Genomic DNA, 15,027 nt, shown 5'->3' on the forward strand with positions numbered 1-15,027 from the left:
GGCACCGTCATTCCTCGTATGGCGCGCTGGCCATTTCCTCCGTGATCAGTCCGTAGAACCGCCCGCGCCAATAGGCGTCGATGAATGCCGCGCCGCCGATCTCGCGGCGCGTGTTCTTGATGAATTGCAGCACGAGATGGGCCGGTTCCCAGCTTTTCGCGCCGTCTTTCGACACGTAGAGGCCCGCCGGGGTGCCCGCGAACAGCCAGGGGCTGTGGCGCGGGGCAAAAACGGTCTTCGCCCAAGGTATATCGAGACCCACGCCTAGCTTGTCCCACGTCTGGCCCGCGTTCGCCGACTTGAGCACGCCGCCTTGCGTACCCGCATAGACAAGGTTCGGGTTGTGCGGGTCGGCGACGGGCGCACTGATATCGCCGCCGAGCAGCGACGCCAGCACGACGAGCAGACCGCTGGTATGGAACTTCTCGTAAAGCGACGCGATGTCGTTGGTCCACGTGAGACCGGCGTCGCGCGTCTCCTGGAGCAGCGATTTCGTGCCCATGCCGCCGAAATCGCTCTTCATGCCGGTGAAGGCGTGGTCCGGGTCCGCCGGGTCGAGCGCGAACCAGGGATAAGCACCGGCGTATTCGCCCGCGAACTGGCGCAGACCTATGACGCCGCCGCGCTGCCACGCGGTCTCGTCGAGGCGGCGCGAGAAACAAATGTCGTTCAGCAGCGCATAGACACGGCCCTGTTTCTCCGCTGTTGCGGCGGCAACGTAGTACTGGGCGTCTCCGGTCTGGGGCAACCCTTGGGTGAGCGATTCCCAACTTTGGCCGAGGAATTCCTCGCCAAAGTCCGGGCTGCGGTACGCGCCGCGCGTCGTGGTCGCATAGAGGACGAACGGGGCATTGGGATCGATATGGATATCGACGGGCCGACCGCCGTCCTGCGGCGCCGGCATGCGTTCCCAGGTATAACCGCCGGTCATGCTGCGGTAGAAGCCGTCTTCGCAGGCAACGTAGACCATGCGCGCCTTCGGCCCCGCGGCAACGGCACGCGCGCGCGACGGGAGCCTGTCGTCGATAGGCCGCCAGCCCGCGGCCGTAGCCGCGCCGTCGCGCGACTGGTAGACGCTGCCATCCTCGTCGACCGCGTACAGGACCATCGGATCTTCCTCGGGCACATCGAGGTCGGTCACGGTGCGCGAGAGCCAGCCATCGCCGCGCAGGAGATTGTTTTTCCAGATGTACTCATTGTCCCACGCGGCGGCATAGACCGGGAACGGCGGGCCATGCTTCTTCGTCAGGCTGTTCATACGCGGCTGCAGCGTAGTGTCCGTGGGCCACGTTTGCAGCGCGCGCAGCGCCTGTTCGAGCGGCTTTTCCATGTCCGGCGCGTCGGGCGTCAAACCGGCGTAGATGTAGGTGAAGAGGCTCTGACCGTCGTCCCGGTGCTGCTGCCACAGCGCATCGAGCACGACATGGTAACCCGCGCGCAGTTCCGGGTCGTCTTCGATATTCAAGAGGTTCTCGAGATGGCAGAAAACATGCTCCGCGTCGTCGAAATCCTTCTCCACCGCGAACTGCCGCAGCCCGCGCACACCATATTCTGTGGTCAACTGGTCATAGGCGGCCTGGAACTTCGCGTCGCCGGTGACGACATGGGCGTATTTCGCCGCCGCGATGGCCATCATCACGCGCGTGTCCAGCGTGCGCCCGTCCGTGAACCCGAGGATCGGCGTGGGCAGCCGGGACCGGTCCAGCTTGTAGATCATGAGGTCGTTGTCGACCCAATAGCTCACCAGCGCGTCAATGGCGTCACGGGCGCGGCCCTTCTGCGCGCCTTCCGCGGCAAGACGCCAATACTGCATGAGCCCGTGGCTGGAATCGCTGTAGTTGTGGTGGCTCGGGTCGCCGCGCCAGCGCAGGTCCGCGTACTCGCCCACGCCCTGATGCCATTCATTGCGCGTCGGGTCGTTCCACCGCTCCTCATACGATTCGCCGTGGCCGATCGCGTAGCCGCGCGCCTGAAGTCCGCGCACGCCCGTCACCAACTGGCAGCGATACACCGCCTCGAACAGCTCGTCCGCCCGCGCCTTCGCCGCCGCGACCTCGTCCGCTGGCGCGCCACTCTTCTTCAGGAACGCGTAGCGGTACGAGGCGCCCGCGAGATAATTCGCGGTCCAGCACACCGAATGGGCGATGTTGCCGATGCCGAGCGTCGTGTTGTCCACGGGCCCGCCATCGAGCGGCACTTCCACCTGCGACGGGTACAGCCCGAGAATGTTGTGCCGCTCAGCGCAATTCCGTTCCAGCGCCGCTTCCTTCACGACAAGCGGTTGTTTCCACGAATCGTCCGCGGCAAACGCCGCAATACCACTGTACATGGCCACAAGGATGATGCATCTCCGCATGGTCAGCCCCTTTCCAGTTTGAACAACCATGATAAGGCACGGACACGACAAAAGTCGTGCGGGCCGAGTCGCGGCAATGGCGCGTGAGATCTGGGGCCCGGCACCGGTCCCTGGCGCAGGGTCGATGGGCGCGGAGGGTCGGCCCGCCTCGCGCAGGATTCATCCCGCGCCAGGAGCGAAGCCATCCTCCGTGCCTGGGGCAGCGTGGTAGGCGCCGCCAGGCGTGTTGTAGAACTGGATAACCCGCAGCAGTTCCGTCAGCGTGATGCGCCAGTCCTGCGGCGCGTAGTCGGACGCGTGCGGGGAACAGTCCACCGGGCCGGGCTCGGGCGCATAACCGTCCTCGGTTGAAGCCGAACAGGACAGTTCCTCGACATTGTAGAACTGGATAATGCGCAGCAGTTCGGGCAGGAGGATGCGCCAGTCCTGGTTGCTGTCCGCGCTGTGCTGTCCCTCCGGCGCGGGCGTGAATACTTCTATCAGCGCGGGCAGCGATACCTGCGTGCTGGCCCCGTCCGTTACCGCGCAGCGATACTCGCCCGCATCCTCGAACTGGACAGGCGAGAGCGCGTATTGCGCGCTCGAAGCGCCGTCCAGAAACGCATCGTCCTTCTGCCACGCATAGGCCAGCGGCCCTGTGCCGCCGCTCGCGCGCACGCGCAGCGTATAGTTCATGCCCGCGTACAACGCAGCGCCGCGCGGTTGTTCCGTGATGACAATGGCGCAATCGTCGTCCACGATAACCTCGCGTTCCACCGTCGCCGTGTTCCCCGTCGAGTCGGAGACCGAATAGGAAACGCGATAGACGCCGGGGGCCCTCGTGTCGGGCGGGTCTGTCACCTGGATGCGGTTCGTGAGGTTGCCGTCGCAGGCGTCCTGGGCGGTCGCGCCGGCATCGATCCAGGGGGCGCCGCAGGCCACGGTCACCGGGTTGGGGCCGAGGAGGGTCAGCTCGGGCGCCGCGCTATCCGCTACGACGACTTCCCGCACGGCGGCGGCGCGGTTGCCCGCCCCATCGGCAACGGAGTACGTCAATGCGTATGTACCGGGAGAGGCGGCATTCACGCTCCCGGTTACGGTCACCTGCGCGGTGAAATCGCCGCCGCAAGCGTCCTGTGCGGCGAAACCCGGCTCCGTGAACGGGGCGGGGCATTCCAGCACGAGCGGATTCGCCCCCAGCAGCGTGATCTCGGGCGCGTCGCCGTCGGCAACAATGACGCGGCGCGTCGCCTGCGCCGTGAGACCCGCGCCGTCGCGCACATCATAGGTCAGGATATATTCTCCGGGCATTGCCGTATCGACCTCTCCCGTCGTCTGGACCGACGCGCCGAGGTCGCCGTCGCAAGCGTCGAGCGCGCTGACGCCGGGCTCGGCGTAAGGCTCGCCGCATGGCACGAACAGCGGCGTGGCCCCGAGCGGCACGAGCCGCGGCGGCGTGGTGTCCGCGACGACGAAGGTCCGCTCCGCGCGTGCTTCATTGCCCGCAGCGTCGGTCACGACATAGGCGCGCGCGTACGTTCCGGCGCGATGCAGATCAATGTCGTCCTCGAGGACGATGCGCTCCGTCAGGTCGCCTTCGCAGACGTCGAATGCCGTCGCGCCAGGGTCATTCAATGCGCCGCCGCACTCGACGCCGATGCTTTCCGCACCAAGCAGCGTCACCGCCGGCGCGGCCGTATCCTGCACGCGCACCGTGCGGCTGAGCTGGGCCGTCTTGCCGCCGCTGTCCGCGACGCGGTACGTGATCGTGTATTGCCCGGCCGTCGCCGGGTCGACTGTTCCGGTCGTCTGAATCGCCGCCGTGAGGTCGCCGTCGCACGCGTCGTCTGCCGTTGCGCCGGGGTCGGCGAATGTGCCGCCGCACTCCAGGCTGATCGACGCGGAGCCGATGAGCAGCAACTGCGGCGCCGTGGTATCCCGAACGATGACCGTGCGCGCGCGCGACGACTCGTTGCCAGCCGTATCGCTCACGGAATAGGCGATCTCATACGTGGCCGGGATTGTCGTGTCTACCGTGCCCGTCACGTCGATGCTGGCGGTCAGGTCGCCCGCGCACGCGTCCGTGGCCACGGCGCCCGGTTCGACATAGAGAGCGCCGCACTCGACGTAAGAGGGATTCCCGCCGAGCAGCATAAGGGCCGGCGGCGTGTCGTCGACCACCTGAACTTCACGCGCGGCTTCTCCGGTATTCCCTGCGTCGTCCTGTACGGTGTAGGTGAGCAGATACAACGCGGGAGTCTGGGTATCGACCGCGCCGGAAACCTGCACCTGCGCCGAAAGGTCGCCCGCGCAGCCGTCGAGGGCCACGAAGCCGGGCTCGATATAGGGGGAGCCGCAGGAAATGGAAATCACGCCGCCGCCGTTGAGGGCAAGCGCGGGCGGAGTCGTATCCTGCACGTATACGCTGCGCAGCGCCTGCGCCGTGTTGCCGATCGAGTCCGTCACGGAATAGGTGAGCACGTACGCTCCAATCGCGTTGGCATTCACCGTGCCTGCGACCAGAATGGCGGTGGTAAGGTCTCCGTCGAGGTCGTCGGATGCCGTGGCGCCCGGGTCCGTGAACAGCGCGCCACACTCCAGGTAGAACTCGGCGGGGCCGACGAGCGCCACCGTCGGGGGCATGTCCACAACCAGCGCGGCGGCTTCGCTCGTCAAGGTTGTGGCGGGGCCCGATGCGCCGCCGCCCGTGACGGCGGCCCGGTAATTGCCGGAGTCCGCGGCATTGACGGCGGTCAACAGCAGTTCGGGCCCGTCAGCGCCGGGGATATCCTCGAAATTATCCGCACTGATTTCCTTCTGCCACGCATACGACGGGAGCACTTCTCCTCCCACGGCCTGGACGGAGAAAGCGACGTCGTTCCCGGGCCGCACGCGTTGATCGTCCGGCTGCAGGACGAGGCGGAAGGCCTGCGTGGTCACGTCGAAACGAAAATCCGGCGAACTGCGCACCCACGTGCCGTCGCAGACATAAAGGCGGTAATCACCGGAATCCGAGGAAAGGGGATACGCAAACGCGAGGGCGGATTCCTGCGACACGGGTTCGGGCGTGGCCGTCCCCGCAACACGCCGCCAATCGTAGGCGCCGGGCGCGCCCGTGCCGCCTCGGACAAGCGCGGTTATCGCGGCGGGCTCTCCGGAAAGGGCGAACGCGTCTTGCGGCGGAGCGGCAATCTCCAGCGGGGGCAGGGTCACGCCGCGGTCGATGAGCCACACATAACGAACGCTGCCGAGGGCCTCGTGGGAAGTCTCGTTATCCGTGACCTGCGCGGCGGGACGGCCCGTGTCGCCGAGCCAATTCGGCTGCCGCGCGCCCGACACATCGCCGTAGCAGTCGTAACGGGACGCGACGAAATTTCCGCTGACCGTGCTGCGCAGCGTGCTCTTGACCAGGCCTTCGGCGATAGCGGGTATGTCGCCGCTCGCCACGCCGCGCTCAACGAAGATTTCGCCCAGCGTAATGAGCAGGCCGCGCACGAACTGCACGCACTCTGCGTCGCCCAGCGTCATGTAGCCCGCGACCAGATCCTTCAGCGTCTCGCCGAACGCCGGGTCGCCCGCGCTGACTTCATCGATGATGTTCACGGAGAAAAAGACGAAATCCAGTGTGAGATCGGGCCGCACCCGGCCGCGATTCGCCGCATAGCTCGCGCGAATGGCTTCCACCGTCGCGGGGGGAATCCCCGAGAGAACCGTGTCCGCCGGGCCGCCCGTGAGGATGGCCGCGAGCAGGTCCAGTTGGTCATCGTCTTTAATCCCGTTGGCGCTGTTGTCCTCGTTCGAGAATTGCGGCGTGGGGTCCGCCGTGTTCTCCTGGTTAAACCGCGTCTGCCACTCGGGGAACTCCTCCAGCAGCGGTCCGTCCATTCCCGCGAAGATGAGATCGAAATTCAAGGGCAGGCCGTTCGTGAGGTCGTCCGGCGTAACGCATTGCGCGGGCAACGGCGCGGATATCGCAAAGCTGTGCGCGCAGCACACCAGAAAGATCAGCGGAAAGGAGCGTTCGTTCATCTGCCACCTGCGTGTTAGAGAGAGACTGCTCATTTGCGGCTTGCCCTGCCGGATTCCGGTTACAAATCCAGGCATTTGGACGCCATGCGTCGCATTCGGGGCATTCACGGATTCCCCAACAGAGCGGCGAGATCACCCGCAGGCCCTGCACCCCCATGCAGCAGGGATTGTACCACAGACGGTAGCGTACGCGCGTGGGCACCCTGCAACAGGATCTAAATGACGCCGGCATGTTGCGCCTTCGGGCTTCCAGAGCGAAACATGAGTTCCGGCATTGCCGCGTTGGGCCGGAGCACGTGTTCCGTGCTTCGGTGGACGCATGCGGACTACGACCTCGCATATTATTTGAGCAAGACGCCCGCGGAACGGTTCGCGACGGCCAGAATCAGCCGGTGCGGGGTGTATGGCCATAATCGAGTGACAGCGCAACTTCAAAAGAGTTCGTGAGGTTGCTAGACTCGAACGGAGTTGAGTACCTTCTTCCCTGCGGCGACATGGTCGCACATGATGGCTATCTGCGGGCTGCGGCGGCCAGAGAAGCCTGAGGAGCGGGAAAATGGCCGAACCATCTCCCGCCGTCGTGTTGCTCAGCGGCGGCATCGATTCGAGCGTGCTCGCGCACTACACGGCGCGCAGGCTGGGCCGCGCACCGGTGCGCGCGCTCAGCTTTCAGTACGGGCAGCGGCACGCGCGCGAACTCGAATGCGCGCGGTTTCAGGCGCAGGCCGCCGGCATGGCGGCTCACGAGTTGATTGACCTCTCCTTTCTTGGCCCGATGCTCCAAGGCGGCTCTGCGTTGATCGACGGCGGCGGCGGCGTGCCGGACTTGCGCGACCTGCCCAAGGCCGCGCTGGACCAGCCGCCGACGTACGTGCCGAACCGGAACATGATGTTCCTGTCCATCGCGGCGGCGTATGCGGAGGCATGCGGCATCCACGAGGTGTTCTACGGGGCGCAGGCGCAGGATGAGTACGGATACTGGGACTGCACGCGCGCGTTTCTCGACCGCATGAATGACGTGCTCGCGTTGAACCGCCGCGAGCCGGTGCGCATTCACGCGCCGTTCATCGAGAAGCGCAAGGCCGAAACGGTGCGGCTCGGGATGGAACTCGGCGTCGATTTCGCGCGGACGTGGAGCTGCTATCGCGGCGCGGCGCGGCCCTGCGGGACGTGTCCGACCTGCGTGGAGCGGCGCAACGCGTTCCGCGAGGCAGGCGGGAAAGACCCCCTCGCATACCCAGGTTGAGGCGCGCTATTTCTTCGGTTCCGGCGGCGGCGCGATGCGCAGCGACAATTCGTCCAACTGCTTTTTCGTTACTTCGCCCGGCGCGCCCATGAGCAGGTCCTGCGCCTTCTGGTTGAGCGGGAACGCGATAACCTCGCGGATGTTCGGTTCGTCGGCGAGCAGCATGACAATACGGTCGAGGCCGGGCGCGATGCCTCCGTGCGGCGGGGCCCCATAATGGAACGCCTTCCACAGCGCGGGGAACTTCGACTTGACCGTGTGCTCGTCGTAGCCCGCGATCGCGAAAGCCTTCAGCATCACGTCGGGCCGGTGGTTGCGGATGGCACCCGAGGACAACTCGATGCCGTTGCAGACGATGTCGTACTGAAACGCAAGCACATCGAGCGGGTCTTGTGTTTCGAGTGCTTCGAGGCCGCCCTGCGGCATGCTGAACGGATTGTGTGAGAAGTCGATCTTCTTCTCCTCTTCGTTCCACTCAAACATGGGGAAGTCAACGATCCAGCAGAAGGCACACACGTCCGGGTCGATCAGGCCGAGCTGCCTGCCGAGGTAGCCGCGCACCTTGCCCAGGAGCGCGTTTGTCTCGCAACGCTTGCCCGCGCCAAAGAAGATCGCGTCGCCCTCTTCCGCGCCCATGACGCGCAGCAACGCTTCCTTCTCATGCTTCTTGAGGAACTTGACGACGGGGCCGCGCATTTCCCCTTCGCGCAGCGCGATCCACGCCAGGCCCTGCGCGCCTTCCGACTTCGCCCACCGTTCGGCATCGTCGAAGAATTTGCGCGGCTGCGTCGCGGCGCCCTTCGCATTGATTGCCTTCACCGCGCCTCCGGATTTCGCCTGGCTGGCGAAGATTTTCAGGTCGCAATCCGCGAAGATTGCGGTGCAATCGGCCATTTCGAGGCCAAAACGCAGGTCGGGCTTGTCCGACCCGTATTTCTCTATTGCATCGCGGTAGGGGATGCGCGGGAATGTCTCCGCCGGGATCTTCTTGTTCGAAAGCTCCCTGAACAGCCGGACCATGAGCAATTCGAGTTCGTGAAACAAGTCGTCCTGCGTGATGAAGGACATCTCGATATCGATCTGGTAGAACTCGCCGGGACTCCGGTCCGCGCGGGAGTCTTCGTCGCGAAAGCACGGGGCAATCTGGAAGTACCGGTCGAAACCGGAGATCATCAGGAGCTGCTTGAACTGCTGGGGCGCCTGCGGCAGGGCGTAGAACTGCCCCGGGTAGAGCCGGCTCGGCACGAGGTAGTCGCGCGCGCCCTCGGGCGAAGAGCTGGTCAGGATCGGCGTGTGAAATTCGGTGAACCCGCGCCTGGTGAGTTGGTCGCGCGTCACCGCGCAGGCCTGAGACCGCAGCAGAATGTTCCGGTGCATCTTCTCGCGCCGCAGATCGAGGAACCGGTGCGCCAGCCGCATTTCTTCCGAGGTGTCCAGGTCCTGATTCACGGGAAACGGCAGCACGTCGCTCGCGGACTCGGTCAGGAACTCCCGGGCCACCACCTCGATCTCACCCGTGGCGAGGTTCGGGTTGACCGTCTCGGGCGTGCGTTCCGTCACTTCGCCGGTCACGGTGACCACGCTTTCCTGCCGGACCTTCTCCGCCTCGGCGAAACAGGATTGGTCCGGATTGACCACGACTTGGGTCAAGCCGTAATGGTCGCGCAGGTCGATGAAAATGACGCCGCCATGGTCGCGTTTGCGGTGGACCCAGCCGGATAACCGGACCGTCTGGCCCGCGTCGTTCTTGCGTAGTTGCCCGCAGGTGTGCGTTCGGAACGGGTGCATGCTTTTCGCCCTTCTGAAGTCTGTGTGGACGGTCTCCAGGAAGAAGAAAAGTATACTACCCGCCAGAGGCGGAAAACTTCAACCCATGCGCGTGTTTTGGGCCCCGATCCCGCGGAAACGGGCCAACAGCCAGCCGATGCTCATCGCGAGCAGCAGCGCGCCCGCAGCGGTCAGCCACAGAGGTTGCGTCGCACCACACAGCGGACCCGCGTTGTAACCGGAAATCTCCCACGGCAGCAGCCTGCCTCCCATAAGGCCGAGGCCGTTGAGCAGTGCGTGCCCGAATATGCAAAGACCAAGCGAGCCAGTCTGCAAGAGCCACCAACCGAACACCATGCCCGCGGCGAAGGCGGCCGGGGCCTGCCATATGTTCAGGTGCAGCAAGGCAAACAAGACGCTGACGGATACGACGGCGACAATGGCGTTGTAACGGGCACGCAAGCCATGGAGGATCAGGCCGCGAAACAGCAGTTCCTCACCGACGGGCGCGACGACGACCAGTGTAAGCGCCGTTGCCCAGAGCGGCGCGTTATCGCCTATCAACGCTTCCACGAATTCAAAGGCTTCTTCCGGCGGCTCGACCAAGCGCAGCATGTAGTTGTTGATCTCTGAACAGACCAGGTGCAGCCCGAGCACGAGCATGGCCGCCGGCAGCAGCAAGCCGGGGCTGAAACCGAGGCTTCCGAGGATGCCCCGCCGGGGCCGCGGCGACAACAAGAGCCCGAATCCCAGCGTCAGGAACATGCTGGACAGGTTCATCAATCCCAAGCCAAGCGGATGGGCCAGCAACTGCCTGTCGAGGACCAGGCCCGCCACATGCAACGCCGCTCCTGCGAATATCTGGATGGCCAGCGCGAGCAGCACAAGCCCGATGGCGCCCCAAAGGCCCGGGAACGGACGGCGCGCCCGAACGGGCGCAGGCGCGGGCAGCGGCGCTATGGACGGCACCCCCGCCGGAGCCGGGGGCCATTGTGCGGCCTGCCGGTCCAGATGCGCCAGCAACGCATACAGGAGAATAATCGTCTTCCCGTCCTGGACCGCGTGCGTTTCCAGCATGGCGCGCACCTGATTCAGCGGGACCTCGACCAGCTCGATGCGTTCCTCCGGGTCCGGGCGGGGCTCCGTTTGTTCCAGGTCGAAGGCAAGATAGAGGTGAATCCGCTCGTTGCAGTACCCGATGGACGCGAAAGCGAAGCTCAGCGGAATGATGCGCCCCGCGCGATAGCCCGTTTCCTCCTCCAGTTCGAGCCGGGCGCGCTGTTCCGGGTCTTCTTCCCCTTCCAGTTTGCCGGCGGGCGCTTCGAGCACATATTCACCCACGGCGATGCGGAATTGGCGCACCAGGATCACGGAATGCCCGGTGAATGGCAGGACGCACACGCCGCCAGGATGCTCGACCACCTCGCGGTACGCCAGGCCGCCGTTGTCGAGCGTCACGTCGCCGACGCGCAGTCGTACCACGCGGCCGTCGTAGACGATGCGGCTGTCGGTCCAGATTTCCATGATGGTTGCCAGAATTACGCCGGAAAAGACTCCGCCGGGAGACGCCACAGGATAAGAAAAGCGTTGCGCAAGGCACACCTTGCGGGACGCGGCGCGCGCGTTTTCCGGACTCTGCTTTGCGTGCTATCATACCATCTCCCAACACGGAAACACCTCATGAATAATGGCGACTGGCTGAAAGACATCATCAAGGAAACGCGGCAGTTGCTTGAGCAACACGCGCATGGCGCCCGGCGCACCATTGTGCTCTCTCCGGAGGTGGCGGCCATGCTGGAACAATTCACGCCCGGGGAAAGCGTTCCCGAAACCGCCGGGGAGGTCGCTGAAGTGGAAACCGCCGCGCCGGAAGAGCCGGCATCTGAAACGGCCGGGGACCCATCCTGCGCGGATACGAGGAAGGAGGAGGCGCGGACGGCTCTTGCCGCTCTCGCGACGGAAGTGGCGCAGTGCGTCAAGTGCGGACTTTTCGAATGCCGGACGCAAACCGTTTTCGGCGATGGGGAGCCGGACGCGAAGCTGGTGTTTGTCGGGGAAGCGCCGGGTGCGGAAGAAGACCGCCAAGGCAAACCGTTCGTGGGGCGCGCGGGCCAGTTGCTTACGGATATCATCGAGAAGGGGATGAGCCTGAAGCGCCGGGACGTGTACATCTGTAACGTGCTGAAGTGCCGCCCGCCGGGGAACCGCAACCCGAGCCCCGAAGAGGTCTACTATTGCGAGCCGTATCTCATCCGGCAACTGGAAATCATCCGGCCGAAGGTGATCTGCGCGCTGGGCAAGTACGCGGCGCAGACCCTGCTGAAGAGCACGGCGCCGGTCAATCGCCTGCGTGGCCAGTGGTGGAAGTATCACGACATCCCGCTGCGCGTCACGTACCATCCCGCCTACCTGCTGCGCAATCCGTCCGACAAGAAGAACTGCTGGCTGGATATTCAGGAAGTCATGAAAGTGCTGCGGGGCGAAATCGCGCCCTGAGCGGTTGGTTATGTCATGGAGCCTGCACACACACCCGAAACCCGCACGCTGCCTTTCAGGCCGCCCGTGCGTTGGCACAACTCGCTGTATTTCCGCGTCGTGCTCTTGTGCGGCGTGCTGCTCGTCTGTCTGCTCGGTTCGGTAGTGACCATATCGCGCTACTATTTCGAGGAGGCCGTCTCGGAGATGGAGGTGGAAGCCGCGCGGCTCGCCGACCGCATCAGCGTTGTCTTCGACGAGAACCCCGAAATCGACCTCGAATCCCTGGAACGGGAGTCCATGCGCCTCAGCGCGGGAAGCGATATCGAATTCGAGCCGTACACGGGCAACCGGTTCCAGGGTTCCATTACGCTCGAACGCGACCCGAACGGCCGTATCACGCGTGTGGCGCGCGTGCCGCTGCTCCTGGGCGACCGGCACGTATTGATGACACTGCAAGTGCCCGTGGAGCCGGGCGTCGAAGTGATGCGCGCGCTGCGCAACCGGAACATGCTCGCGTTGATCGCCGTGTTCCTGCTCACGCTCTCGCTCATGGTCTACTTCATTTACCGGGCGCTGCGGCCGCTGAAGGACCTGTCGGATTCGTGCGCCGCCATTTCGAGCGGCGACCTGCGGCCCGTGGGCACGCGCCGCGCCGCGGGGGAAATCCGCGCGCTCGAAAACACGTTCAACGACATGGTCGCGGCGCTCAAGGAAAAAGAGATGGTCGAGGCGAAATTGCGCCAGGCGCAACGGCTTTCCGCGCTGGGCAACCTCGCGGCGGGCGTCGCGCATGACGTGCGCAATCCGCTCAACGCGATCAAGTTACTGTCGAGCCACGCCATCGACAACCTTGAAGGGGCCGAAGGGACCGCCGCCGCGCGCGGCCATCTTGAAACCATACGAAACGAGGTCGGGCGGCTCGAAGAGATCGTGTCAAGCTTCCTGTCCCTCGCGAAAGAGAGCGAGTTGAAGGCCGTCTCCTGCGGCGTGGACGCGCTGCTCGGGGAGTGCGTTCGCCTGATCCAGAAGGATGCCGAGGCGCGGCGGATACGGTTAAGCGCGGAGTTGCGCGCGAGCGGCGCCACGTTGCTGCTCGATCCGAAGCACTGGACGCGCGCGATCCTGAACGTGCTCCTGAACGCGCTGGAGGCGTGCCCGCCGGAGAGCCGCGTGCGCCTGTTCTCGCGCGTGAGCGGCGCCACGTGCGAGATCGAAATCCGGGACGACGGGCCCGGCATGACCGCGGAAGCCGCGGAGCGGGCGTTTGAACCCTATTTCACGACCAAGGCGGGCGGAACCGGCCTCGGCCTGTCGCTCACGCGCGGCATCATCGAGGAACACGGGGGGAGAATCGACCTGTACAGCGTTGCGGGGCACGGCTGTCAGGTGGTCATCAGCATGCCCATCGAGAATACGAAAGCCCATGAAAGCTAAGATCATTGTTGTTGAAGACGACGCGGTCCAGCGCGACATCATCGCGCAGATTCTGGAACAACGCGGCTACGCCGTGCGGCGCACCGCGTCCGCCGCGGAAGCCATCGACGCGATCAAGACCGAGCCCTGCGACCTGTTGCTGACCGACCTGAAAATGCCCGGCATGGACGGACTCGAACTGCTGCGCGCAACGAAGCGGGTCAATCAGGAAATCGAGGTGGTCGTGATGACCGCGCACGCCACGATTTCCACCGCCGTCACCGCGATGAAGGAGGGCGCGGTCGACTACCTGCAAAAGCCCTTCGACAAGGACGAACTGCTGCTGGTCGCGGCCAACGCCCTGGAACGCGGCGAACTGCGCCGCCAGAACCGCGAACTGCGGCAACTCGTGACCGACACCGTGTCGCTCGGCAATATCGTCGGCGATTGTGAGCCCATGCGGCAGGTGTTCGACCGCGTGCAGCGCGCGGTGCGTGTCACCAGCACGGTGCTGATACTCGGCGAGTCCGGCACGGGAAAGGAACTCGTGGCGCGACACATCCATTTCGCCGGGCCGCGGCAGAAGAAGTCCTTTGTCGTCGTCAATTGCGCGGCGATCCCGGACAATCTGGTGGAATCGGAGCTGTTTGGGCATGAAAAGGGGGCGTTCACCGGCGCGGAGACCGCGCGGGCGGGCAAATTCGAGACCGCCGATGGCGGGACGATCTTCCTGGACGAGATCGGCGACATGCAGTTGCCGAGTCAGGCCAAATTGTTGCGCGTGCTGCAGGACGGCTGCGCCGAGCGCGTGGGCGCGACCCAGCCGCGCAAGGTGGACGTGCGCGTGATCGTGGCGACCAATTGCGACCTCCGCAGACGGGTCGAGGAAGGCGCCTTCCGGGAGGATCTCTATTTCCGCCTCGACGTGCTGACCATCAAACTGCCGCCGCTGCGCGACCGCATCCAGGACCTGCCCCTGCTCGTGGCGCATTTCCGCGAGAAGCTGAAGCGGAAACTGGGTCTGGAGGCGGCCCCCGCCATCGACGCGGCGGTCATCGATGTATTCCGCCGCTACCGCTGGCCGGGCAACGTGCGCGAACTGGAACACACCCTCGAACAGTTGTTCATCCTGGCGGACCGGGGCCCCATTACCACCGCAATGCTTCCGGACAAGTTCCGCGAGCCCGCGCCGCTGCCGGCGGCGTGGGTTTTGCCGCCGGGCGGGATCGTGCTGGAAGACCTCGAACAGGACCTGATTCGCCAAGCGTTGCACGCTTCCGGCGGGCGCATCAAGGAAGCCGCCGAATTGCTCGGCATCAGCTACAAGACCCTGCAATACCGATTGAAGAAACACGAGATAGACCGTAACGTCGAGTGAGGCTCGGAATTCATGGCGGGCGGAGAAGAGGTCAAGCACATCTGCGTATACGCTTCTTCGAGCGATGCGTTGGACGCCTGCTATTTCGCGGCGGCGCGCGCGTTTGGGGCTCTGCTCGCGCGGCGCGGCGGCACGCTGATCTTTGGCGGCGGCTGCATCGGGCTGATGGGCGAAGCGGCGCGCGCGGTGCATGCGGGCGGCGGACGCGTCGTAGGCGTGATCCCCGACCGGCTTGTCCTTCCCGGGGTCGCGTATGAAAGCGCCGATGAGCTTATCGTGACACCCGACATGCGCACGCGCAAGGCCACGATGGAAGCGCGGGCGGAGGCGTTTGTCGCCCTTCCTGGCGGAATAGGCACGCTCGAGGAAGTGCTCGAGGTG

Annotated in this window: 9 protein-coding genes; 5 read left to right on the forward strand and 4 right to left on the reverse strand. The window is 65.0% G+C overall.

Annotation, left to right across the window (positions count from 1 at the left end):
* Window positions 1–7: 7 nt before the first annotated feature.
* Both KA184_01165 and KA184_01170 read right to left on the reverse strand, forming a co-directional pair.
* Window positions 8–2,356 carry a hypothetical protein gene (locus KA184_01165; protein MBP8128161.1) on the reverse strand — a complete coding sequence of 783 codons (2,349 nt, stop codon included), beginning with the start codon at window positions 2,354–2,356 and terminating at the stop codon, window positions 8–10.
* Between the two features lie 159 nt (window positions 2,357–2,515).
* A complete protein-coding gene (locus KA184_01170; protein MBP8128162.1) occupies window positions 2,516–6,364 on the reverse strand; it encodes a DUF5011 domain-containing protein in 3,849 nt (1,282 codons plus the stop codon).
* Between the two features lie 556 nt (window positions 6,365–6,920).
* Between KA184_01170 and queC the strand changes: the two genes are divergently transcribed.
* Window positions 6,921–7,610: a 7-cyano-7-deazaguanine synthase QueC gene (gene queC, locus KA184_01175; GenBank protein MBP8128163.1), complete on the forward strand. Its 690-nt coding sequence runs from the start codon at window positions 6,921–6,923 to the stop codon at window positions 7,608–7,610.
* Between the two features lie 6 nt (window positions 7,611–7,616).
* Here the strand turns inward: queC and aspS are convergent, their stop codons facing one another.
* Together aspS and KA184_01185 are read right to left on the reverse strand one after the other, a co-directional pair.
* Window positions 7,617–9,398: an aspartate--tRNA ligase gene (gene aspS, locus KA184_01180; GenBank protein ID MBP8128164.1), complete on the reverse strand. Its 1,782-nt coding sequence runs from the start codon at window positions 9,396–9,398 to the stop codon at window positions 7,617–7,619.
* Between the two features lie 78 nt (window positions 9,399–9,476).
* A complete protein-coding gene (locus KA184_01185) occupies window positions 9,477–10,901 on the reverse strand; it encodes a CPBP family intramembrane metalloprotease (GenBank protein ID MBP8128165.1) in 1,425 nt (474 codons plus the stop codon).
* Window positions 10,902–11,168: 267 nt separating this feature from the next.
* Here KA184_01185 and KA184_01190 point away from each other — a divergent pair, with 267 nt between their 5' ends.
* From KA184_01190 to KA184_01205, 4 genes are all read left to right on the forward strand, one after another.
* On the forward strand, window positions 11,169–11,873 hold the full coding sequence (locus tag KA184_01190; GenBank protein ID MBP8128166.1) for a uracil-DNA glycosylase: 705 nt from the start codon (window positions 11,169–11,171) through the stop codon (window positions 11,871–11,873).
* Window positions 11,874–11,888: 15 nt separating this feature from the next.
* On the forward strand, window positions 11,889–13,289 hold the full coding sequence (locus tag KA184_01195) for a HAMP domain-containing protein (protein MBP8128167.1): 1,401 nt from the start codon (window positions 11,889–11,891) through the stop codon (window positions 13,287–13,289).
* Entirely contained in the window at window positions 13,279–14,646 is a 1,368-nt protein-coding gene (locus KA184_01200) for a sigma-54-dependent Fis family transcriptional regulator (GenBank protein ID MBP8128168.1), read from the forward strand. The genes KA184_01195 and KA184_01200 overlap by 11 nt, the downstream gene beginning before the upstream one ends.
* A gap of 12 nt (window positions 14,647–14,658) precedes the next feature.
* The coding region (locus KA184_01205) for a TIGR00730 family Rossman fold protein (GenBank protein MBP8128169.1) at window positions 14,659–15,027 on the forward strand (369 nt) is incomplete at its 3' end.

The organism is Candidatus Hydrogenedentota bacterium (assembly GCA_018005585.1).
Lineage (GTDB): Bacteria > Hydrogenedentota > Hydrogenedentia > Hydrogenedentales > JAGMZX01 > JAGMZX01.